The organism is Caulobacter sp. S45 (genome assembly GCF_009765965.1).
GTDB lineage: Bacteria > Pseudomonadota > Alphaproteobacteria > Caulobacterales > Caulobacteraceae > CAHJWH01.
Genome location: NZ_LMUL01000014.1, coordinates 2,261,196 through 2,281,345 on the forward strand (window position 1 = coordinate 2,261,196; position 20,150 = coordinate 2,281,345).

Here is a 20,150-nt window from a genome sequence, read left to right on the forward strand (position 1 = left end):
GTGACTGTAAAGCCGACGCCATGGGGACACCTAAACTGATCTACGTCGCCTTGGCCTTCGTCGCGCCTGGATTGGCGGAGGCGCAGACTACGGATGCGCCGGGCGCCACGACCGTGCAGGCGGTGGTGGTCGTCGCCGACAAGGCGGGCCTGCTCTCCCGCAAGGCCGGCAATGTGGTGCTGGGGATCGACAAGCCGCTGAGCGAAACGCCCCGCTCCGCCACCACCATCAGCGACACCACCCTGCAGCGCTACGGCGCCCAGACGGTGAACGACCTGGTGGCGCTGTCGCCGGGCGCCTTCACCGCCAGCTATTACGGCGTGGCGGGCGCGCTGAACCTGCGCGGCACGCTGGCGGAGACCTATTTCCGCGGCTTCAAGCTGATCGAGGACCGGGGCACCTACACCACGCCGATCGGCGATGCGGCTCAGATCGATATCGTGCGCGGGCCGCCCAGCCCCATCTATGGCGCCGGCAAGGTGGGCGGCTTCCTGAACATCACGCCCAAGACCGCCGCCGATCAGGCGGGTTCGCTGGACCAGCCCACCGGCGAGGTGTCCGCCACGCTGGGCAGCTACCAGCTCAAGGACTTCACCGCCCAGGTCGCAGCCCCGCTGAAGCTCGGGACTCTCGACGGCGGGGTCTACGGCTACGGCGACTATTACGACGCCCACAGCTACTATCGCGGCATCTATCCCAGCCACCAGAACGTCGAGCTGGCGGCCAACCTGAACCTGCCGGACGGCTGGCGGTTCGAGGTTGGCGGGATGTATCTGCACGAGGAAGGCAATATCCAGACGCCGGGCTGGAACCGCCTGACCCAGGACCTGATCGACAACGGGACCTACATCACCGGCCACAACACCACCCTGGTGGACTCCAACCACGACGGCCGTCTGGAGCCGGGCGAGGTCGGGCCGGGACCCGCCAGCTCCTATCCGTTCGGGACGTCGATCCTGCAGTTCGTCGGCGGGGCCGCAAAGCCCACGGCCGATCCGCGCTTCGTGCTCGACACCGGCTTGGGGACGACCCAGCTCAGCCCGCGCGACGTGTTCGTCAGCTCAGCCGACTTCTCCCACACCGACACCCATGTCTACTACGCCGACCTGGACAAGACCTTCTCCAAGGACAGCGACCTGAAATTCCAGTTGTTCTACAACGACTTGGATAACAAGCGCTTCGTCAGCTACGGCTTTCCGGCCTGGTATCGGACCTATGTCGCCGAGGCGCGCGTCCCCTACCATTTCAAGCTGTCCACGGCGGACGGCGGCCTGAGCGCCGACACGGTGCTGGGGGTCGACTACCGCTACACCCAGGCCCACCGGATGGAGAGCTTCGACTCCGGCCTGATCGCGGTGGACCGGCGCGACCTGTCGGTCGGCGCCACGCCGACGGACATCTTCGACAGCCCGTTCGACAATTCGCCGGGCGGGATCGGCTGGGAAATCGACAACCGCACGCGCGAGCGCGACGCGGGCGGCTTCGTCACCACCGACATCGCCGTGGCGCACCGGCTCGACCTGATCCTGGGCGGCCGCTACGACTTCTTCAACGTAGAGGGCCGCGACACCGGCATCTTCTCGTTCGAGCCCGCCGGCACGCTGCGCGCCGGCCAGGGCAAGGGCACCTGGTCGGCCAGCGTGACCTACAAGCTGCCGCTGGGGCTGATCCCATACGTCACCTATTCCGAAGACGCGGCGTTGGAGGTCAACCAGGCCAGCGACATCCCGACCTCGGCTATCGCCAGCGGCGGCTGGCTGTCCAAGTCCGACCTGCGCGAGGCGGGCGTCAAGTTCAGCGAACTCAAGGGCGCCCTGGTCGGATCGGTCGACGTCTACCGCCAGACCCGCTCCCAGTTCGCCGGCCTGAATTCCGCGGTGCAGGGCACGGTCGGCAAGGGGGTGGAGTCCGAGGTCCGCTGGTTGGCCACCTCCAACCTCAGCTTCACCTTCGCCGGCGACATCCAGCATACCGAGGTCAAAGGACCGGACGGCAGCCAAGTGCTGATCCCGCCCTCGGCGGTCGGCGTGCCGGACATCGACGGGTTCGGCGGGTCGTACTTCGCCACCATCTCGAGCCTGCCGGGGCGCGCGGGGAACTACGCCTACACCCTGATCCCGCACGGCACCTTCAGCCTGTACGCCAACTACATCACCGACCCGGCGGAGTGGGGACGCGCGGGCGCCACCATCGGCGCGACCCACCAATCGCAGACCTCGGGCGTCATCGAGGGGGCGGTGGTCTATCCGGCCTACTTCGTGGCCAACGGGTCGATGTTCTACCGCAAGGGACCCTGGGAGACGGACCTGAACGTCGACAACCTGTTCGACAAGACCTACTTCACCCCCGACGCCGATATCCTCTCGGAAGTGGCCGCGCTCCCTTCGGTGGGACGGACATGGCGGCTGACGGTGAAGCGGAGCTTCTAAACCTCCAGGCCAGGTAGCGCCGACTGCAGATCCACGAACCAGCCTCGCGCCTTGTCCAGCTCGGCCCAGGGGACCGCGCCTAGGGGGAAGTGGCCGGCGATCACCATGGCGATGACGGCGCTGAGCTTGGACAGCCGGTCGCGGTCGCCCTGCGCCGGGTGTTCGCGTTGCGCCTGGATCAGCGCCTCGCGGTAGGCGCTCAGGGCTTTGGTGGCGGCGGTGAAGGCGTTGCCGTCGTTGTGCGGCCGCCCAGCCAGGGCCGCGTCCATCCGCGCCAGGGCGTCGGCATGCAGACCGGCCAGCGCATCGGCGGCCGATACATGGGTGTCCGCCGCGCTCATGTCTCGGTCACCAGACGCAGGGCTTCCGGCAGGCGGCCCGCGCGGATGTTGCAGGTGAGCGCCTTGGTGACGTTGATGCCGGTGTTGGCGTCGCCAGTGATGGCGAGGAGCGTGTTGGCCGCCGCGCCGTGGGCGTAGCCCTTCCAGCCGAACACCCAGGGCATGCCGATCAGGTGCACCTGCTTGCGGCCGATCTTGAACGGTCGCAGGCGTTCGGTGACCAAGGCCTTCACCTCGATCTCGCCGCGCAGGGTGGACAGCACCGTCCAGTCCAGGGTCCTGATCCCGATCTCTTCGGCCAGCTCGGGCGAAATCTCCACGAACGCTTCCGGCTGCAGCTCGGCGGTATGGGGCATGATCCGGGTGCTGATGCCGGCGCAGTGCATCTCGGTCAGCCGGTAGGTGGTGAACACGTGCGGGAAGCGAGGGTCCTGCGGCGCGTGCAGCTCGTTGCCCTCATGGCGCCAGATGCGGGCGGTGGGGTTGAACTGGCGGCCGTAGAACAGGTTCTTCACCGGGCTTTCCACCGGCTCGTAATAGGTCGGCAGGGGGCCGTCCTTCAGGCCCGACGTCGCGAAGATGGCGCAGCGCCCGTCCGCGGTCATGATGAAGGGGTCCGAGCCGGATAGCGCGTCCATCCCCCGTGCGCCCTTGGACCAGTCGGGCTGGTAGTCGGGCCGCTTGTTGGCGACGAAGTCGGGCACGTCCAGGCCGGTCCACTTCCCGCCTTCCTCGTCCCACCAGATCATCTTCTTGCGTTCCGACCAGGGCTTGCCCTCGGGATCGGCGGAAGCGCGATTGTACAGGGTGCGTCGGTTGGCGGGCCAGGCGAAGGCCCACTCATGATGACCCGATGTTGCGTCGGGCGCGTCGGGAATGCGCGAGCGGGTGGCGTTGTGGGTCTCGGTCGGGAAGGCCCCGGCATAGATCCAGCAGCCCGAGGCGGTGGAGCCGTCGTCCTTCAGGTCGGCGAACTTCGCGATCTGCTTGCGATCGGCAGTGGTGTAGCCGTTGATTTCCTTCAGCACCGCCTCGGCGCTGGGCTCCATGCGGTCGCCCTGCAGCGGATAGTCCCAGGTCAGGTCCTTCAGCGCCTGGTCGGCCGGCTCCTGGCTGTCGGCGTACATGGCCTTCAGTCGCCGGCCCAGGTGGTAGATGAACCAGAGATCGGAGCGGCTGTCGCCCGGCGCATCGCAGACATGGTCGTGCCACTGCACCAGGCGCGTGGTGTTGGTGAAGGTGCCTTCCTTCTCGCCCGGCATGGCGGCGGGCAGGAAGAACACCTCGGTGCCGATCTGGTCGGGGCGGATCGTCCCCCGCTGCACCCGCTGGCCGTTGTTCCAGAAGTCGGCGGTCTCGGTCATGGCGAAGTCGCGCACGACCAGCCATTCCAGCTTGGATAGGCCCTCCTCGACGAACAGGGAGTTGCCGGCCCCCACCGCGGGGTTCTGGCCCATGATGAAGTGGCCTTTGATCGCTTCGTCGACCATGTTCAGGATCGAAGGCTCGTAGGAGGCGTCCCCGATCAGCTTGGGCAGGTGCTGGTAGCCATACTCGTTCTCCGCCGTGGCGGCGTCGCCGTACCAGGCCTTGAGCAGGCTGATCACGTACTTGGGCGTATTGGCCCACCAGCCGGTCGTCGGGGTCTCGGACCTTAGATAGCCCTCCAGGGTGGCGTGGTCCCGGAACAGCTTGGGCTGGGGCAGATAGCCCGGCAGGGTGTCGAACAAGGTCGGGATGTCGGTGGAGCCCTGGATGCTGGCATGGCCCCGCAGCGCCATGATCCCGCCGCCCGGCCGCCCCATGTTCCCGAGCAGGCCCTGCAGCAGGGCGGCCGCCCGGATCACCTGCACCCCGTGGGTGTGCTGGGTCCAGCCCAGAGCATAGCAGATGGTGGTCGTACGCTCGCGGCCCGAGTTGCGGGTCACCGTCTCCGCCACCCTCAGGAAGGTCTCCTTGGGGCAGCCGGTGGCCGCCTCGACCATCTCGGGGGTGTAGCGCGCATAGTGGCGCTTCAGGATCTGGTAGACGCAGTTGGGGTGTTGGAGCGTGGGATCGCGCTCGGCCGGCCCCTGGGTCATGGACTCGAAATCGCGTCCAAGCTCGGGCGGATCGGTGGCGATCTGGTGGTCCGGCAGCGGGGGCGGGACCATCTTGCCCTTATATTGCCAGGTGTCCTGCCGATAGATGCCGTTGTCCGGGTCGTAGCCCGAGAACACCCCGTCCAGCTCCTCGGTGTCCTGGAAGCCGTCTTCGATGATGTTGGAGATGTTGGTGTAGTTCATCGCGTATTCGCGGAACCACAGATCGTTCTCGATCACATAACGGATCAGGCCGCCGAGGAAGGCGATGTCGGAGCCCGAGCGAACCGGCGCATGGATGCCCGAAAGCGCCGAGGTGCGGGTGAACCGCGGGTCGGCGTGGATGACGGTCGCGCCCTTACGCTGGGCCTCGATCACGAAGCGGAACGCGATCGGATGGTTCTCCGCCATGTTGGAGCCCATGACGAACACGCAATCGGCGTTCGCCACGTCCCAGAGGGCCATCGTCGCCGCGCCGCGGCCGAAGGTGGCGCCCAGACTGGGCACCGATGAGGAGTGTCATATTCGAGCTTGGTTCTCGATATTGACCATGCCCAGGCCGCCGCTGAACAACTTCTTGATGAGGTAGTTTTCCTCGTTGTCCATGGTCGCGCCGCCCAGGTGGCTGATCGCGGTGGTCTGGTTCACCACCCGCCCGTCGGGCAGGGCGTGGACGTGGGTTTCGTCGCGCGCCTTCTTGGTCAGCTCGGCGATGCGGTCCATCGCCCATTCCAGGGGCTTGACCTCCCAGGTGTCGGAATTCGGGGCGCGATATAGGGTCTGGTTCACCCGCTTGGGGCTCAGCAGCATGCCGAGCGTGGCGCCGCCCTTGGGGCAGAGGCAGCCGCGGTTCACCGGGCTGCGGGGATCGCCCTCGATATGGATGGGCTTGCGGTTCTTGGCGTAGACGAGCTGGGCGCAGCCGACCGCGCAGAAGGGGCAGATGCTGGTGCCTATCGTGTCCGCCTCCTCCAGCCGGGGGCGGAGGTCGTTGGACAGGGAACTCTTGGATGCGGTCGAGAACATGTCCTCGCCCGCCAGTTGGCGCGGAACGGCCCAATCGCGGAGGAACCGCTCGGCGCGGCTCACAATGGTCTTACGCAGTCTCTTCACGCGACCCTCGTCGTCGACCCCGATGGGTGGACCCGATGGAAGATTGTTAGACCCGATGCGGGTGGGTTCCTAGCGTCGGAAAGGGAAAAGCGCCCTTTCAGATCGCGATTTCTGTTATCGTTTCACCGCCGACCGGGATCGCCGTCTTGAGTGGGGTCGGGAGGATGGATGCATGTCTAAAGCCGCCGCCGGCCCTATGGCCGAGATGGAAGGCGTCGTCACCGTGGTGCAGGAAGGTCGTTTTCAGCTCACCGACCTTGGCGGGGTTTCGCACAATTTCATGCTGAGCCGTTTCGCCCTGGCGGAGACCGAGCAGCTACCGGCGCTCCAGAACGCCCAGTCGCGGGTGCGCGTTAAGTATTCCCAGGCCGACAAGCTGATCGCCTATCTCGCCCACCGTATCGACCTGCTGGACGTCGCCTGAGGAGGCCGGCTGTGGAAATCCATCCTTTCGCCCGCGCCCGTGAGTATCCGGACTCGGTGTTTCACGACGTCATCCCCAACGAATCCGAGTTAACCGGCGGGGTGACGATCGAGCCCGGCAAGCAGTACGGCTTCTTCACCGACACCACCGTCTGCATCGGCTGCAAGTCCTGCGAAGTGGCCTGCAAGGAGTGGAACAACCTGCCTGCCGACGACATCGGGCTGACGGGGCAGAGCTACGACAACACCGGCGCGCTTTCCGCCAACACCTGGCGGCATGTGAACTTCATCGAGAAGAAGCAGGCGCTGGCGGACGACACCGCCGAGCGGCCCGCGCGCGGGGTGCGCGATAACGACCAGAACGCCTTCCAGAGCGGCTGGTTGATGATGAGCGACGTGTGCAAGCACTGCCATCACGCGCCCTGCATGGAGTCGTGCCCCACCGGCGCGCTGTTCAAGACCGAGTTCGACACCGTGGTGGTGCAGCAGGACATCTGCAACGGCTGCGGCTACTGCGTCTCAGCCTGTCCGTTCGGGGTGGTGGCCCTCAACCCGCTCGACGGCAAGGCCCACAAGTGCACCCTCTGCTACGACCGGCTCAAGGGCGGGTTGGAGCCGGCCTGCGCCAAGGCCTGCCCCACCGAGAGCATCCAGTTCGGCGAACTGTCCGACCTCTGGGAACGCGCCGCGACCCGGGTGGAGGACCTTCATGCGCGCGGCGTGACCAGCGCCTACACCTACGGCACGCCCGATGCGCCCGGCGCCACCGGCGACATGAAGTATCTCAACTCCTTCTTCCTGCTCACCGACCGGCCGGAAGCCTACAACCTGCCCGCCGCCCCCACCCGCCCGTCCAACCGGGTGGCGCCGGCCTTCGCCGCCGGCCTGAGCACGATCGCCGGGCTGGCCCTGGCGGCGGCGGTGTTGTTCGCCGGCGCAAAGACCACGAGAGACTAGGATGCCTGAACATCGCGATGGCCGCGCCGTATCCAAGGGCGCCGCATCCCCGGAGGCGGCGGCCTGGAAGGGGCCGACCTATTACGGCCGATCCCAGCTCAAGCCCTCGCCGTTCAACGCCTGGGTGGTGGGCGGCTACATCTTCCTGGCCGGTCTCTCCGGCGCCTCGGCGGTGGTCTCGACCGTGGCCGAGGCGGTTCAGGGCGAGCGGGGCGCGAGCATCGGCCGAAAGGGGCGCTACCTGTCGATGCTGGCGCCGCTGGTCGGCGCGCCGCTGCTGATCCTCGACCTGCACACGCCGACGCGCTTCTACAACATGTGGCGCATCGTCAAACGCACCTCGCCCATGTCGCTGGGCACCTGGATCCTCACCGCCTTCATTGGCGGGGCCGGGGTGGCGGTGGTCGCCCAGCTCGGCGTCGACCTGCTGGGGCTGAAATGGCTGAAGCGGATCGCGCGGCTGGGCTCGGCGCCGGCCGCGATCACCGGGGCGGGCATCTCGACCTACACCGCCGCCCTGCTGGCGGCCACCAGCGCGCCTTACTGGGCCGCCGACGAAAAGGGTTTGGGCGTGCGGTTCGCCTCGTCCTCGATCGCCGCGGGCTCGGCCGCCCTGGCGCTGGGGGAAAAGTCCCGTTCCACCCGCCGCACCCTCAACGCCATCACCGGCATCGCCCTGCTCACCGAGCTGGTCGCCACCGCCGTCCACCACAAGAACGTCAAGGCCAAGGGCGTCGGCGCCTCGCTGGAGAGCGAGTGGGCGCATATCGAGGAGGCGGCCGTGCTGGGCCTGGGCGTCCTGCTGCCGCTGGGCCTGTACGTCGCCTCCCGGCGGCTGGGCGACCGCAAGCGCGCTGGGGCGGTTTCGGACCTCGCCTCGCTCGCGGTGATGGCCGGAAGCGCCATGCTGCGGGTGTCCACCATCCGCATCGGCCAGGATTCCGCCAGCCGGCCGGAGGTGAGCCTGCGCTTCAGCCAGCCTGAAAACCTGCCCAAAAAGCGGAGGGCCTAGCCGCTTTGCGGGCCTTTTCTGAGCTGTCGACGTCGACCGCGCCCGCTCGCCGCAGGGTGGCGTCGCTCGCCCACACGCCAAGTTAAACATTAACCGGCACACTGGCGTCCGCTCGGCCTCCCCGCCCTACGGACTCGGTTCAAAATGTTTCAGATCATCGGCGTTGTGCTGCTGTTTGGCCTGGTGTTCGGCAGCTTCATCATGTCCGGCGGCAATATGGGCGTGATCATCGAGGCCGCCCCACACGAGCTTATGGCGATCCTGGGGGCGGGCGTGGCCTCGTTCCTGATCTCCAACAGCATGGTGGTGATCAAGGCCACCGGCGGCGGCTTCGGCAAGATCTTCAAGGGCCCGAAGTGGAAGGCCAAGGACTACACCGACCTGCTGTCGCTGCTGTTCGTGCTGACCAAGACCATGAAGACCAAGGGGGTCATCGCGGTCGAAGGCCACATCGAGAAGCCTTCCGACAGCGCCATCTTCTCCAAATACCCCAGGATTCTAAAGGACCACTTCGCCGTGGACTTCATCTGCGACACCCTGCGGATGATGACCATGAACCTGGAGGACCCCCACCAGGTCGAGGACTGCATGGAAAAGCAGCTCGAGAAGCACCACCACGAGGGCCTGGGCCCCGCCCACGCCCTGCAGAGCCTGGCCGACGCCCTGCCGGCGCTGGGCATCGTGGCGGCGGTGCTGGGGATCATCAAAACCATGGGCTCCATCACCCAGCCGCCGGAAATCCTAGGCGCGATGATTGGCAGCGCCCTGGTCGGGACTTTCCTCGGGGTGTTCCTGGCCTATGGCCTGGTCGGCCCTATGGCCACGCGCCTGAAGGAGGTGGTGGACGAGGAGAGCGCCTTCTACGCCATCATCCGTTCGGTGCTGGTCGCCCACCTGCACGGCAACGCGGCCCAAATCTCGGTGGAGATCGGCCGTGGCGCGGTGCCGTCCTCATCCCAGCCGAGCTTCATGGAGCTGGAAGAAGCCTTGAACACCATGTCTGCGGAGGCCGCATAAGCTCGGCCGTTTTCACGGAACCGCAGATCACGCTTGCGTGTTCAACCCTTCGTCGCGCATATTGTGCGAAGCGCTGCAGGTTTCGGTCCTTGCGGCCGGCGGGTCGTCCCCTCCGGTTCTAGGGTTGGGTCTGCGTTTTACCGCGCTCTAACCTCCAACTGGGGACCAAGGGACAATGACCTCGATCCGTAAGATCATGCTTGCTGGCGCTGCCGTCGCCGCTCTGGGCGTCGCAGCTTGCCACGGCGGTGGCTCGGCCACCAACGAGACCGCCAACACCACCACCACCGACACCACCACCACGACCACCCCGGACAACTCGACCGGCATGACCTCGAACACCACCACGACCAACACGGACGCTGGCGGCAACACCGAGACCACCAACACGACCACCAACTCTCAGTAAGAGTTGCGCGATCTCGCGTTGGAAGGGCCGTCCTCCGGGGCGGCCCTTTTTCGTTGTGCGAGCTGTAGCGATTAATCCGTGAGCGACGATCTCGACTGGACGGAATCCGGACCGCGCTCGCGCCGGTTCGACGATGTCTACTTCTCCGCCGTCGACGGCTTGGCCGAGAGCCGGGCGGTGTATCTGGCCGGGGCTGGGCTGCCGCAGGCCTGGCTGGGCCGCCAGCGGTTCACGGTCGGCGAGCTCGGCTTCGGGACCGGCCTCAACATCGCCGCCCTGCTCCAGCTCTGGCGCGAGACCCGGCCCGCGGGCGGTCGCCTCTCCATCTTCTCCGTCGAAGCCTACCCGATCACGCGCGAAGCCGCCGCCCGGGCGCTGGCCAACTGGCCCGAGCTGACGGACGCCGCGGCCCCCTTGCTCGACGGCTGGCCGGATGGGCGCCGGGGTTTTCATCGCATCGACCTGCCGGGGTTCGACGCCAGCCTCGACCTCTACATCGGCGAGGTGGCCGAGGCGCTGGCGGCCTGGGACGGGCTGGCCGACGCCTGGTTCCTCGACGGCTTCGCGCCGGCCCATAATCCCGAGATGTGGCGCGACGAGGTGCTGGCGCTGACCGCCGAGCGCTCCGCCCCCGGCGCGCGCGCGGCCACCTTCACCGTGGCTGGCCAGGTCCGGCGCGGGTTGGCGACCGCCGGGTTCGAAGTCGAGCGCCGTCCCGGCTTCGGCCGCAAGCGCGAGCGGCTGGAGGCGATCCGGCCAGGCGCGCCCTGGGCGGTCACGCCGCCGCGTTCGGCCGTGGTCATTGGCGCCGGGGTGGCGGGTGCGGCGTTGGTGCGGGCGCTGCAGGCCCTGGGCGTGGCCTGCAGCCTGGTCGACGCCGATGGCCTGGGGTCGGGAGCCTCGGGCAATCCAGCCGCCCTGGCGACGCCGCGCTTCGATGCGGGGCTGGGTCCCCCGGCGCGACTACACGCCCAGGCCTTCGCCCGCGCGGTGCGGCTGTACCGCGACAGCGGCGCCGTGTTCGCCGAGGGCGCGCTGCAACTGGAGACGCCCAGCCGCAGCCGCGATCGTTTCGCCCGGGTGGCCGGCTGGGACGGGTTCGCGCCCGAAAGCCTGCGCTTGCTCTCCGCCGCCGAGGCCAGCCTGCGCCTTGGCGAACCCTCGGCGATTGGCGGCATGGAGGTGCGCGACGCCCTGGTGCTGGAGCCTCGTATCGTGCTGGAGGCGTGGACGGCGGGTTGCGAGGTCCGCATCGCCCGTTTCGTCTCCCTGCTCCGGCGCGAAGGGCTCTGGCGTGTCCTGGGAGGCGACGGCGGAGAGTTGGCTGCGGGCGAAATCGTCTGCCTGGCCATGGGTGCGGACACCGCCGCCTTCTTCCCGGCCGGCCGTTTGCGACATGTACGGGGTCAGCTCGAACACACCGAGGCTCTGGCCTTTTCTGGCACGGCCGCCGCCTGGGGCGGCTACGCCATCCCGACGCCCGGGGGCGGGGTGCTGTTCGGCGCCACCCACGGCCGTGACGATGTCGGTAGGGATTTGCGGGGCGAGGATCGGGCGCGCAACCTTGATGAACTGGCCAAGGGGCGACCGGTCCTGGCCGCGGGCATGGCCGCCTTGTCGCCGGACGCGATTCACAGCCGCGCGGCTATTCGCACCGCGCCGCCAGACCACATGGCCCTAGCCGGCCCGATCCCCGGTCAGCCGGGCGCCCATATCCTGACCGGACTGGGCGGCCGGGGCTTCACGCTCGCGCCGCTCCTAGCCGAGCATGTCGCGGCCCTCGCGGTCGGCGCCCCCTCACCCCTGCCGCGCGACCTGGCGCGACTGGTTGCGCCGGGCCGGTTCTCGACCTAGCGGGGACGCATTTCCGCCGGCTCGAACGCGCACGGCGGGAAAGACCTCAGTGCTGCAGGCCCTGGGGTTCCTCGTTGAAGGCCAGGACGTCCTCGCTGAGCCAATGACCTTCTTCGTCGGCGATGCGCACGTTCCACATGCCGTCCTGTCGAAGTTCTCGCGCCTTTTTGAGCGCGCTTGGCGCGTTCTCGCGTTCGAGGGCGATCGCCCCCAGGAGGTTTTGCGCGAAGATGTTGTAGACCATCGCCAGCTCCTTCGTCTCTGAACGGACAAACGGACGCCTCGAAATGCGCGACGTCAAGCGCTCTGCTGGCCGATGGCGATCACATCGCCGCGTGTATACGAAACGCGAGCACGGATGCTGGTCCACGGTCGGCGTTGTAGGCGGGGTGTTCGAGGAACTGGTAGTCCACCGTCAGATGCAGGGCCTTGAACGCCGCCCAGTCGTAGTAGGTCTCCAAGATCTCCTCCGGCCCGGAATGGATGAGGCGCCCATCGCCGATCAGGATGCCGAGGCCGCCGGCGGCCAGGTAGTCCTTGAAGTCCTTGGAGATGTCGTTGGCCACCCCGGCCAGCCCGATCACGTCGTCGGGCCGCCCCCAGCGCTGGCCGCTCAGGGCCGCGCCCAGGCTGACGGTGCGGTTGACGTCGGTGAACTCGTAGGACTGCTGGTGGCCATCGTTGACGCCGGCGCGGGCGAAGACGCCGAGGTCGCCGCTGACCTGTTGCTCCAGATTGAGGCTGAGCCCCGCATGGCTGCGGTAACGGCGCACGTCCAGCACGTTGGGGATAGTCCCGTCGGCGGCGGCGAGGCGCAGGGCGTCGGCGTAATCGCCCATGCGCGCGCGGCTGTCGAAGCCGGTGAGCTTCAGCTTGCCCGGCTGGCCGTCCAGGCTGTAGCGGCGCTCGCCCTCGATCACGGTCTGGAACTGGTCGAAGGTCGGGTCGGGGATTTCCCCGTTAGGATCGCGCGACATGTCGAACAGGCCGAGCCTGAGCGCCCACGGCCCCTGATACCATTCGCCCGTGGCGCCGTAGGTGTAGCCCCAGGAGTCGGCGGCGTAGTCGAACGAGCCAGCGTCGATGATGGTCCAGTTCATGAAATCGCCGCGCGGGTCGTGGGCGTATTTGTTGGTGTCGAACACATCGCCGACCGACATCTTGCCCACGGTGAACACCAGCCGGTTGGCCGTCTGGACGCCGCCCAGCATGTTCTGATCGGGATCGACGCCCTGGACGTCGCCGCCGAGATCGATGGTCTGGCGCAGGAACAGCCGCTGGATGCGGATGTAGGGTTTGGCCTTGCCGACCTTGTAGGCCTCTCCGCTGGGAAAGCCCGCGGCGCCCAGGGTGTCGCCGAGTCCGAAGCCCTGGTCGACTTCGGGGTTGATCCACAGCTCCGCCCCGCGCCAGGGCCGCACGCCGGCGAACAGGGTGGCGTCCACCGTCTCACGCGTCTCGCCGCCGGACGGCAGGCTGTTGGCGCCGCTGTAGGGGGCGGTGAAGCCGAACACGCCCTGGGCGGTTCCGGTCGCCTGGCCGTGGATCGCCCAGACCTGGGTCGTGGGGAGCTTGTCGTCGGCGGGCGGGGTCTCGGGCTGCGACCCGGCCGCAGGCTGAGCTGCGTCCTGGGCGCGCACGATCGCAGGCCCGGACAACGCCAGAGCTATAGTCGCCAGTATGGCCGAAGGCCGGCTCCGGTATTGGGCCATCTGCACCCCCAAGAATTCAGACTAGCCCGCGTATGTGACGGCCCTTCGTGTACGGACCGAAAGCAGCGGGCGCGCTTTGACGCTGGACAAGACTTGCGAATGAGGCGCAGCTTCACCATCAAGGGTCTCGCTGCGTTCCGCGCCGATATACCCTAGGGGGCTATATGATCAAGTGTCTGAGAATGATCGCGCGATGAGTCACATCGAAAAGGAAAAGGCCAAGCTGCTGAATCGGCTGAAGCGGATTCGCGGCCAGGTCGAGGGCATCGAGCGCGCCGTGGCCGAAGGCAAGGACTGCGTGCGCATCCTGCAGCAGGCGACCTCGTGCCGAGGCGCCCTGGACGGCTTCATCGCCGAGGTGATCGAAGACCACATCCGCGAGCACCTGATCGACCCGGACGCGTCGCTGGACGATCCGCGCGTGCAGGCGGCCGAGGAACTGGTGGAGATCGTCCACGCCTATCTGACCTGACCGTCAGCGGGTATAGCGAACGGGTCAGGGCTTCGGTCGTTCGCCACCGACCCTTCCAGGAGCGGCCGCACATGAGACGCCTCCCGAACCGACTTCGTATCCACGGCGTCGCCGCCATGCTGGCCTTGGCCTTCGTCGGGACCCAAGCTCAGGCCGCTCGATCCGCCAAGTCGGTGGAGACGGGCCAGTGCTTCTATCTGAACCAGATCCAGGGGCAGGCGGTGCTCGACGATCGCACCCTGCTGTTCCGGGTGAATGTGAAGGACGTCTACCGCCTGGACTTCGCCCAGCAGTGCCCCGGGCTGCGCTATCCCCAGCCCAAACTGATCATCACCCCTTTCGGCGGGATCGGGCTGGTGTGCCATGCAATCGACCTGGACGTTAAGGTGGGCGATCAGGGGCCCGGCGGCTTCGCCACGGCCTGCATCACCAAGTCCTTGCGCAGGTTGACCCCCGAGGAGGTCTCGGCCATCCCCAAGGCCAAGCTGCCCTGATCCCAGCTCGGGCTCAGCTATGGACGGTCGGCGGGACGGTGATGACCTCGATGTTGTCGCGCAGCAGATAGAACATGTCCTCCAGCGCGGCGGCGCGAGCGCCCGGCGCGCTAGCCTGCTCCACCTCGGCCAGCTTCTTCGGCAGGTCTTCGGAGATGCCCTTCAAGATACACTTCAGGTCTCCGTCGGTGCCGCGCTTGGCCAGGTCGACATGACCCTTCATGTCCAGCTCCGACAGGGTGGCGAGGTCGGTCTTGAACTGGTCGAGTTTCGGCAGGGCGGCGTCCGGCGCGGCGCGGTAGGCCGCCACCTGGCTACGCAGCGCGCTCGCCCGGCGCACGATGTCGGCGTAAAGGGGCTCGCGCGCCAAGGGATTCTCCGCCTTGGCGGCCGCGGGTTCGGCCGCCGCCGGATTGGGCTGGGATTGCGCCTGTGCGTTCGAGGCCTGGAGCGCCGCCAGCAGCAGGGCGGCGGAAAGCGCGATGTTGCGGAGCATGGGCGGCGGCTTTCCGGAACTGAGCGACGAATCGCCCCGCAGTGGGCCAGCAAAGGGTAAACAGGATATGACCTTGGACGCCGCCTGGACCGCTTTCGAGGCCGCCGCGCACGCGACCGAAGCCGCCCCGACCCGCATCGTCGACCTGTTCTCTGCCGAGCCGGATCGGCTGCGGCGCTTCTCGGTCGAGGCCGCCGGGCTGAGCGTGGACCTGAGCAAGCAGGCCCTGACGGCGGCGGGACTGGAAGCCGGGCTGGCGCTGGTCCGCACCGCCAAGGTCGAGGCGGCGCGGGGACGGATGTTCGAGGGCTTCGCCATCAACACCTCCGAAGGCCGCGCCGTGCTGCATCCGGCCCTGCGCGCGCCCGACGGCGCCGCCTACACAGCCCTCGGCGAGCCGGTCTCGGGCGAAGTCGAGGGGGTGCGCGGGCGGATGAAGGCTCTGGCCGACGATCTCCGCTCTGGGGCCGTGCGCGGCGCGACCGGCGAGGCGTTCAAGGCGGTCGTCCATATCGGCATCGGCGGCTCCGACCTGGGCCCACGCCTGGTGTGGGAGGCCCTGCGGCCGCTGGATGGGCCGATCGAGCTGCGCTTCGTCGCCAATGTCGACGGGGGCGAGATCGCCGCCGCGCTGCATGGGCTCGATCCCCGCTCCACCCTGGTGGTGCTGGTCTCCAAGACCTTCACCACCCAGGAGACCCTGGCCAACGCCAATGTGGCGCGGGCCTGGCTGGCGGGAACCCTTGGCGAGGCGGACGCCGGCAAGCACCTGGCGGCCGTCTCCGCTGCGCCGGACAAGGCGGTGGCGTTCGGCGTGGCCGAGGATCGGGTGTTCGGCTTCGCGGACTGGGTCGGCGGACGTTTCTCGATCTGGTCGGCGGTCGGGCTGTCGTGCGCCATCGGCCTCGGCTATGCGCGGTTCGCGGAATTCCTGGCCGGCGCGGCGGCGATGGACGCGCACTTCCTAGAGGCGCCGCTGGAGCGCAACGCCCCGGTGCTGATGGCTCTGGCGGAGGTGTGGAACCGCAACGGCCTGGGGCGTGCAGTGCGCGCGGTGGTCCCCTACGCGCAGCGCCTGCGCCTGCTGCCTGACTTCCTGCAACAGCTGGAGATGGAATCGAACGGCAAGCGCGTCACCCGCGAGGGGGCGCCCGTCGCGCGCGCCACCGCTGTGGCGGTGTTCGGCGACGCCGGTACCAACGGCCAGCACGCCTTCTTCCAGATGCTGCACCAGGGGACCGACATCATCCCGGTCGACATCGTGCTGGCGGCCAGGGGCGAGGGCTCGTCCGACATGAACGCCAAGCTGCTGGCCAACGGGATCGCCCAGGCCGAGGCGCTGATGGTCGGGCGCAGCGAGGCCGAGGTGCGCGCCGAGCTGGAGGCCAAGGGCATGGACGCCGCCGAGATCGCCACGCTGGCCCCGCAACGGACCTTCCCCGGCGACCGGCCGAGCACGACCATCGTCATGGACGCGTTGGAGCCTCAGGCGCTCGGCGCGCTGATCGCGCTCTATGAGCACAAGGTGTTCGTGGAGGGCGTGCTGTGGGGGATCAACAGCTTCGACCAATGGGGCGTGGAGCTGGGCAAGACCCTGGCCGTGCGCATCCTGGGCGAGCTGGAAGGCGGCGCGCTGCTGCCGCACGACCCGTCGACGGCGGCGCTGATCGGGCGGCTGAAAGGCTGAGGATTTCTCTCCTCCCCTGCGAGCGGGGGAGGAGAAGTCGGAACGCAGAAAGGGGCGCACGAATGCGCCCCTTGATAAGGTCTGCAATGCGAGACGATGAAGGACCGAAAGCCCCCCGTCAGGCTTTAGCTCAGGCGGCGGGAGCCGCTTCGGCCGAGGCGGCGGCGACCGCGGTGCTGCGGGCCTTGACCTGACGCTTCAGCTTCAGCGCGCGAGGCGACAGCACATCGTCGCTGGCCTTCAGCAGGAACACGTCGAGACCGCCACGTGCGTCGAGCGTGCGCAGAGCCGCCTTGGACACCTTCAGGCGGAAGTTTTGGTTCAGCGACTCCGAGAACAAGGCCGTGGACGCCAGCGAGGGCAGGAACCGGCGCTTGGTCTTGATGTTGGAGTGGCTCACATTGTGGCCGACCATCGGGCCGACGCCCGTGAGTTCGCAACGGCGCGACATGAGACTTATATCCAGGTTGGACAATAGGTGATCGACGCGGCGGATCGCTCCGGCCACGCGGGAGGGGCGCTTATAGGTCGGTCCAACCCTCGGCGTCAAGTTTCCGCCGCCAGAGTCTTTCGGCAAGCTTCGTTGGGCGGAACGCAATTGTGCCTTGGACCGACCAAGCACACCATTAGTCGTAGTGAACGAATCGCGAGTGGGGGCGAGTCAGCGATTCGGACATGATTCGTTGCGCTCCTGTTCCGCCGCGTTAACCACGTCGTTTAATGCGGCCGAGGCGCTGTGAAAGCTTGCGCGAGCACGTCGGGAATCCGATCTAGGGAACAGCATGGCCGACCGTCCCTCCGGAGCCGCGCCGTCCCGTCTGGTGGCGGTGCTTGGACCGACCAACACCGGCAAGACCCATCTCGCCGTGGAGCGGATGCTCGGCCACGCGTCGGGCATGATCGGTCTGCCGCTGCGGTTGTTGGCGCGCGAGATCTACGACCGCATCGTCAAGCTGCGCGGCGCCCGCGCGGTGGCCCTGATCACCGGCGAGGAGAAGATCGTCCCGCCACGCGCGACCTACTTCGTCTGCACGGTCGAGGCCATGCCCCTGACCCGCGAGGTGGAGTTCCTGGCGGTGGACGAGATCCAGCTCTGCGCCGACCCGGCGCGCGGCCACGTCTTCACCCATCGGCTGCTGCATGCGCGCGGCAAGTACGAGACCATGTTCCTGGGCGCCTCGACCATCGCGCCCCTGATCCGCCGCCTTTTGCCCGAGGCGGAGTTCGTCACCCGCGAGCGCTTCTCCAGCCTGACCTATGCCGGGTCCAAGAAGCTGACCCGCCTGCCGCGCCGTTCGGCCGTGGTCGCCTTCTCCACCGAGAACGTCTACGCCATCGCCGAGCTGATCCGTCGCCAGCGCGGCGGGGCGGCGGTGGTGATGGGCAGTCTCAGCCCGCGCACCCGCAACGCCCAGGTGGCGTTGTACCAGTCGGGCGAGGTCGACTTCCTGGTGGCCACCGACGCCATCGGCATGGGCCTGAACATGGATGTGGACCATGTCGCCTTCGCGGGTCTGCGCAAGTTCGACGGCAAGCGCACCCGCTGGCTGTTGCCCCAGGAGATCGGCCAGATCGCCGGCCGCGCCGGCCGCTACCGCACCGACGGCACCTTCGGGGTCACGGGCGAGGCGGCGGAGATCGACGAGGACCTGGTCGCAGCCGTCGAAGAGCATCAGTACGAGCCGCTGCGGGCGGCGGAGTGGCGCAGCCCGGACCTGGATTTCAACTCGCTGAAGGCGCTGATGCGCTCGCTGGCCGCCCCGCCCAAGCGCGACGGGCTGAAGCTGGCGGAGGAGAGCCTGGACGAGACCACCCTGCGCCAGCTCGCCAAGGACCCCGCCCTGGAATCCCGTCTCGGCCGCGACCGCGCCCGACTGCGCCAGCTTTGGGAGGTCTGCCAGACCCCGGACTTCCGCAAGACCACGCTCGACGAGCATATCCGCCTGTGCCGCACGGTGTTCGACCACCTGTCCTCGCGCTCGGGCCGCCTGCCGGAGGAGTGGATCGCCGGCCAGTTCGCCAGCCTGGACCGCACCGAAGGGGAGATGGACGTGCTGGCCCAGCGGCTGGCGGGGGTGCGCACGCTCGCCTACGCCGCCAACCGTCCGGGCTGGCTAGGCGATCCCGAGCACTGGCAGGCCAAGATGCGCGGGCTGGAGGACCGGCTCTCCGACACCCTGCACGAGAAGCTGATGCAGCGGTTCATCGACCGGCGCACCTCGGCCCTGCTGCGGGGGCTGAACCTGCGCGAGGAGGTGCTGGCCGGGGTCGCCGCGGATGGGGCGGTGACGGTGGAAGGCCACTATGTCGGCCGGCTGCGCGGCCTGCGTTTCGAGATCGCCGAGGGCGGCGGCCAGCTCGAGGACAAGGCCCTGCGCGCCGCCGCCCAACGCGCCGTGGCCCCGGAGGTGACGCGCCGCCTGGGCGCCCTGGCGGCGGACGCGGACGAGGCCTTCGCGATTGGGCCGGACGGGGCGGTGAGCTGGAACGGCGAGGAGGCTGGACGCTTGTCGGGCGGGCGGCCGTTCGCACCCCAGTGCGTGCTCTATGGCGAGATGGGGCCGCCGCCCGCGCGCGAACGGGCCAAGCGGCGGCTCGAGGCCTTCGTGGCGGCGGAGGCCGGTCGGCGGCTGGCCCCGCTCAAGGCCCTGGAGGATGCCCTAGCCGACGGCGGCGTGCGCGGCTTGGCGCGCGGAATCGCCTACCGACTGGCGGAGGCCGGCGGGGTGCTGGAGCGCGGGGAGGTCTCGGCCGAGGTCGCTGCGCTCAGCCAAGGCGAGCGGCGGTTGTTGCGCAAGCTCGGCGTCCGCTTCGGCGCCTACGCCCTCTATCTGCCGGGCCTGCGCAACCCGGAGGCCAAGGCCTTGCTGCAAGCGTTCGCCGGCGTCGAGGCGCCCCGCTGGCGACCGTCCTGCGAAACCGTGGTCGCCCTGCCGTCGCCACCGCCCTCCGCCCGGACCTTGGGCTGGCGGGGCCTGGCCCGCTGCGGCGATCTCGCCGCGCCGGTGGAACTGCTGGAGGCGCTGGACGCCCTGATCCGCTCAGCGCCGCAAGCGGCGGGCGGGGTGCGGCTGGCGGACGAGGCCCTGGACGGGCTGGGTTTGGCGCCGGGAATGGGACGGCGGTTGCTGAAGGCGCTGGGCTATGTCGCCGCTAAGCGAGTCGAGGCGGGTGAGCTTCCCCTGTGGCGTCGCCGGGCCGCCGTTCCTCGCGCGAACCCTCCCGCTCCGCGTCCGCCCTCGCCCGACAACCCGTTCGCCGCCCTGGCCGCGCTCAAGTCCGAGGCCGTCCCGCCCCGCCGTCGCCGGCGCCAACGGCCGCGCAAACCCCGTCAGGCGGCCGCTTCTGCATGAACGGGGAGAACTCCCCGGACGCTTGCCGCATCGACGTGTGGCTATGGCGCGCCCGCTTCTTCAAGACCCGCAGCCTTGCCTGCCGTTTCGTGGAGGAGGGACGGGTGCGGCTGCATCGCGACGGCGCCGAGGTGCGTCTGGACAAGCCCAGCCGCAACGTCCGGCCCGGCGACGCGGTGGTGTTCGCCATCGGCGGTCGGATCGTCAGTGTTCGGATAGATGGCCTGGGTGAGCGGCGGGGACCGGCGTCGGAGGCGCGGGGGCTGTACTCGGAGTTGGGGTGATCGCCGCGCCTACTCC

At 68.4% G+C, this 20,150-nt stretch carries 18 protein-coding genes; 12 read left to right on the forward strand and 6 right to left on the reverse strand.

Annotation, left to right across the window (positions count from 1 at the left end):
* Nucleotides 1–20: 20 nt before the first annotated feature.
* Nucleotides 21–2,429 (forward strand): TonB-dependent siderophore receptor, encoded by a 2,409-nt coding sequence (locus GSQ87_RS17570; protein ID WP_254063068.1) that lies wholly within the window; start codon nt 21–23, stop codon nt 2,427–2,429.
* On the opposite strand, the gene GSQ87_RS17575 is transcribed toward GSQ87_RS17570, so the two are convergent.
* Together GSQ87_RS17575 and fdh are read right to left on the reverse strand one after the other, a co-directional pair.
* Nucleotides 2,426–2,770, reverse strand: coding sequence for a hypothetical protein (locus GSQ87_RS17575; protein ID WP_158916639.1), 345 nt, complete (start codon nt 2,768–2,770; stop codon nt 2,426–2,428). The genes GSQ87_RS17570 and GSQ87_RS17575 overlap by 4 nt on opposite strands.
* Nucleotides 2,767–5,877 carry a formate dehydrogenase gene (gene fdh, locus GSQ87_RS17580; RefSeq protein WP_174241474.1) on the reverse strand — a complete coding sequence of 1,037 codons (3,111 nt, stop codon included), beginning with the start codon at nt 5,875–5,877 and terminating at the stop codon, nt 2,767–2,769. Before fdh ends, GSQ87_RS17575 begins: the two co-directional genes overlap by 4 nt.
* 259 nt (nt 5,878–6,136) lie before the next feature.
* Between fdh and GSQ87_RS17585 the strand changes: the two genes are divergently transcribed.
* The 6 genes from GSQ87_RS17585 (at nt 6,137) to mnmD (ending at nt 11,636) form a co-directional block, all read left to right on the forward strand.
* Entirely contained in the window at nt 6,137–6,388 is a 252-nt protein-coding gene (locus tag GSQ87_RS17585) for a hypothetical protein (RefSeq protein WP_158916643.1), read from the forward strand.
* Between the two features lie 11 nt (nt 6,389–6,399).
* A complete protein-coding gene (locus GSQ87_RS17590; RefSeq protein ID WP_158916645.1) occupies nt 6,400–7,344 on the forward strand; it encodes a 4Fe-4S dicluster domain-containing protein in 945 nt (314 codons plus the stop codon).
* A 1-nt stretch (nt 7,345) separates the two neighbouring features.
* Nucleotides 7,346–8,356, forward strand: coding sequence for an NrfD/PsrC family molybdoenzyme membrane anchor subunit (nrfD, locus tag GSQ87_RS17595; RefSeq protein ID WP_158916647.1), 1,011 nt, complete (start codon nt 7,346–7,348; stop codon nt 8,354–8,356).
* A 144-nt stretch (nt 8,357–8,500) separates the two neighbouring features.
* A complete protein-coding gene (motA, locus tag GSQ87_RS17600) occupies nt 8,501–9,373 on the forward strand; it encodes a flagellar motor stator protein MotA (protein WP_158916649.1) in 873 nt (290 codons plus the stop codon).
* A 175-nt stretch (nt 9,374–9,548) separates the two neighbouring features.
* Nucleotides 9,549–9,782, forward strand: coding sequence for a hypothetical protein (locus GSQ87_RS17605; protein ID WP_158916651.1), 234 nt, complete (start codon nt 9,549–9,551; stop codon nt 9,780–9,782).
* A 78-nt stretch (nt 9,783–9,860) separates the two neighbouring features.
* Nucleotides 9,861–11,636 carry a tRNA (5-methylaminomethyl-2-thiouridine)(34)-methyltransferase MnmD gene (mnmD, locus tag GSQ87_RS17610; protein WP_158916653.1) on the forward strand — a complete coding sequence of 592 codons (1,776 nt, stop codon included), beginning with the start codon at nt 9,861–9,863 and terminating at the stop codon, nt 11,634–11,636.
* Nucleotides 11,637–11,682: 46 nt separating this feature from the next.
* Here mnmD and GSQ87_RS17615 read toward each other — a convergent pair whose 3' ends face one another.
* Nucleotides 11,683–11,880, reverse strand: a complete 198-nt coding sequence (locus tag GSQ87_RS17615) for a hypothetical protein (RefSeq protein WP_158916655.1) — start codon at nt 11,878–11,880, stop codon at nt 11,683–11,685.
* A gap of 79 nt (nt 11,881–11,959) precedes the next feature.
* On the reverse strand, nt 11,960–13,348 hold the full coding sequence (locus GSQ87_RS17620) for a carbohydrate porin (protein ID WP_158916657.1): 1,389 nt from the start codon (nt 13,346–13,348) through the stop codon (nt 11,960–11,962).
* A 193-nt stretch (nt 13,349–13,541) separates the two neighbouring features.
* On the opposite strand from GSQ87_RS17620, the gene GSQ87_RS17625 reads away from it, so the two are divergent.
* Together GSQ87_RS17625 and GSQ87_RS17630 are read left to right on the forward strand one after the other, a co-directional pair.
* Nucleotides 13,542–13,820 carry a metal/formaldehyde-sensitive transcriptional repressor gene (locus GSQ87_RS17625; RefSeq protein ID WP_158916666.1) on the forward strand — a complete coding sequence of 93 codons (279 nt, stop codon included), beginning with the start codon at nt 13,542–13,544 and terminating at the stop codon, nt 13,818–13,820.
* A gap of 71 nt (nt 13,821–13,891) precedes the next feature.
* On the forward strand, nt 13,892–14,314 hold the full coding sequence (locus tag GSQ87_RS17630) for a DUF6491 family protein (RefSeq protein WP_158916668.1): 423 nt from the start codon (nt 13,892–13,894) through the stop codon (nt 14,312–14,314).
* 13 nt (nt 14,315–14,327) lie between these two features.
* Here GSQ87_RS17630 and GSQ87_RS17635 read toward each other — a convergent pair whose 3' ends face one another.
* Entirely contained in the window at nt 14,328–14,810 is a 483-nt protein-coding gene (locus tag GSQ87_RS17635) for a hypothetical protein (RefSeq protein ID WP_174241457.1), read from the reverse strand.
* A 67-nt stretch (nt 14,811–14,877) separates the two neighbouring features.
* On the opposite strand from GSQ87_RS17635, the gene pgi reads away from it, so the two are divergent.
* Nucleotides 14,878–16,497 (forward strand): glucose-6-phosphate isomerase, encoded by a 1,620-nt coding sequence (gene pgi / locus GSQ87_RS17640; RefSeq protein WP_158916670.1) that lies wholly within the window; start codon nt 14,878–14,880, stop codon nt 16,495–16,497.
* A 130-nt stretch (nt 16,498–16,627) separates the two neighbouring features.
* Here pgi and rpmB read toward each other — a convergent pair whose 3' ends face one another.
* A complete protein-coding gene (gene rpmB, locus GSQ87_RS17645) occupies nt 16,628–16,948 on the reverse strand; it encodes a 50S ribosomal protein L28 (protein WP_158916672.1) in 321 nt (106 codons plus the stop codon).
* Between the two features lie 331 nt (nt 16,949–17,279).
* Here rpmB and GSQ87_RS17650 point away from each other — a divergent pair, with 331 nt between their 5' ends.
* Together GSQ87_RS17650 and GSQ87_RS17655 are read left to right on the forward strand one after the other, a co-directional pair.
* Nucleotides 17,280–19,850, forward strand: a complete 2,571-nt coding sequence (locus GSQ87_RS17650) for a helicase-related protein (protein ID WP_158916674.1) — start codon at nt 17,280–17,282, stop codon at nt 19,848–19,850.
* Complete coding sequence (locus GSQ87_RS17655; protein WP_158916676.1) at nt 19,847–20,134, forward strand: RNA-binding S4 domain-containing protein; 288 nt, start codon at nt 19,847–19,849, stop codon at nt 20,132–20,134. The genes GSQ87_RS17650 and GSQ87_RS17655 overlap by 4 nt, the downstream gene beginning before the upstream one ends.
* Nucleotides 20,135–20,150: the final 16 nt, after the last annotated feature.

Bases quoted from the DNA above. Each gene is read 5' to 3' on its own strand.
- GSQ87_RS17570 (WP_254063068.1), top strand. From the start codon at position 21: ATGGGGACACCTAAACTGATCTACGTCGCCTTGGCCTTCGTCGCGCCT.
- GSQ87_RS17575 (WP_158916639.1), bottom strand. From the start codon at position 2,770: ATGAGCGCGGCGGACACCCATGTATCGGCCGCCGATGCGCTGGCCGGT.
- GSQ87_RS17585 (WP_158916643.1), top strand. From the start codon at position 6,137: ATGTCTAAAGCCGCCGCCGGCCCTATGGCCGAGATGGAAGGCGTCGTC.
- nrfD (WP_158916647.1), top strand. From the start codon at position 7,346: ATGCCTGAACATCGCGATGGCCGCGCCGTATCCAAGGGCGCCGCATCC.
- motA (WP_158916649.1), top strand. From the start codon at position 8,501: ATGTTTCAGATCATCGGCGTTGTGCTGCTGTTTGGCCTGGTGTTCGGC.
- GSQ87_RS17605 (WP_158916651.1), top strand. From the start codon at position 9,549: ATGACCTCGATCCGTAAGATCATGCTTGCTGGCGCTGCCGTCGCCGCT.
- GSQ87_RS17615 (WP_158916655.1), bottom strand. From the start codon at position 11,880: ATGGTCTACAACATCTTCGCGCAAAACCTCCTGGGGGCGATCGCCCTC.
- GSQ87_RS17620 (WP_158916657.1), bottom strand. From the start codon at position 13,348: ATGGCCCAATACCGGAGCCGGCCTTCGGCCATACTGGCGACTATAGCT.
- GSQ87_RS17625 (WP_158916666.1), top strand. From the start codon at position 13,542: ATGAGTCACATCGAAAAGGAAAAGGCCAAGCTGCTGAATCGGCTGAAG.
- GSQ87_RS17630 (WP_158916668.1), top strand. From the start codon at position 13,892: ATGAGACGCCTCCCGAACCGACTTCGTATCCACGGCGTCGCCGCCATG.
- GSQ87_RS17635 (WP_174241457.1), bottom strand. From the start codon at position 14,810: ATGCTCCGCAACATCGCGCTTTCCGCCGCCCTGCTGCTGGCGGCGCTC.
- pgi (WP_158916670.1), top strand. From the start codon at position 14,878: ATGACCTTGGACGCCGCCTGGACCGCTTTCGAGGCCGCCGCGCACGCG.
- rpmB (WP_158916672.1), bottom strand. From the start codon at position 16,948: ATGTCGCGCCGTTGCGAACTCACGGGCGTCGGCCCGATGGTCGGCCAC.
- GSQ87_RS17650 (WP_158916674.1), top strand. From the start codon at position 17,280: ATGGCCGACCGTCCCTCCGGAGCCGCGCCGTCCCGTCTGGTGGCGGTG.
- GSQ87_RS17655 (WP_158916676.1), top strand. From the start codon at position 19,847: ATGAACGGGGAGAACTCCCCGGACGCTTGCCGCATCGACGTGTGGCTA.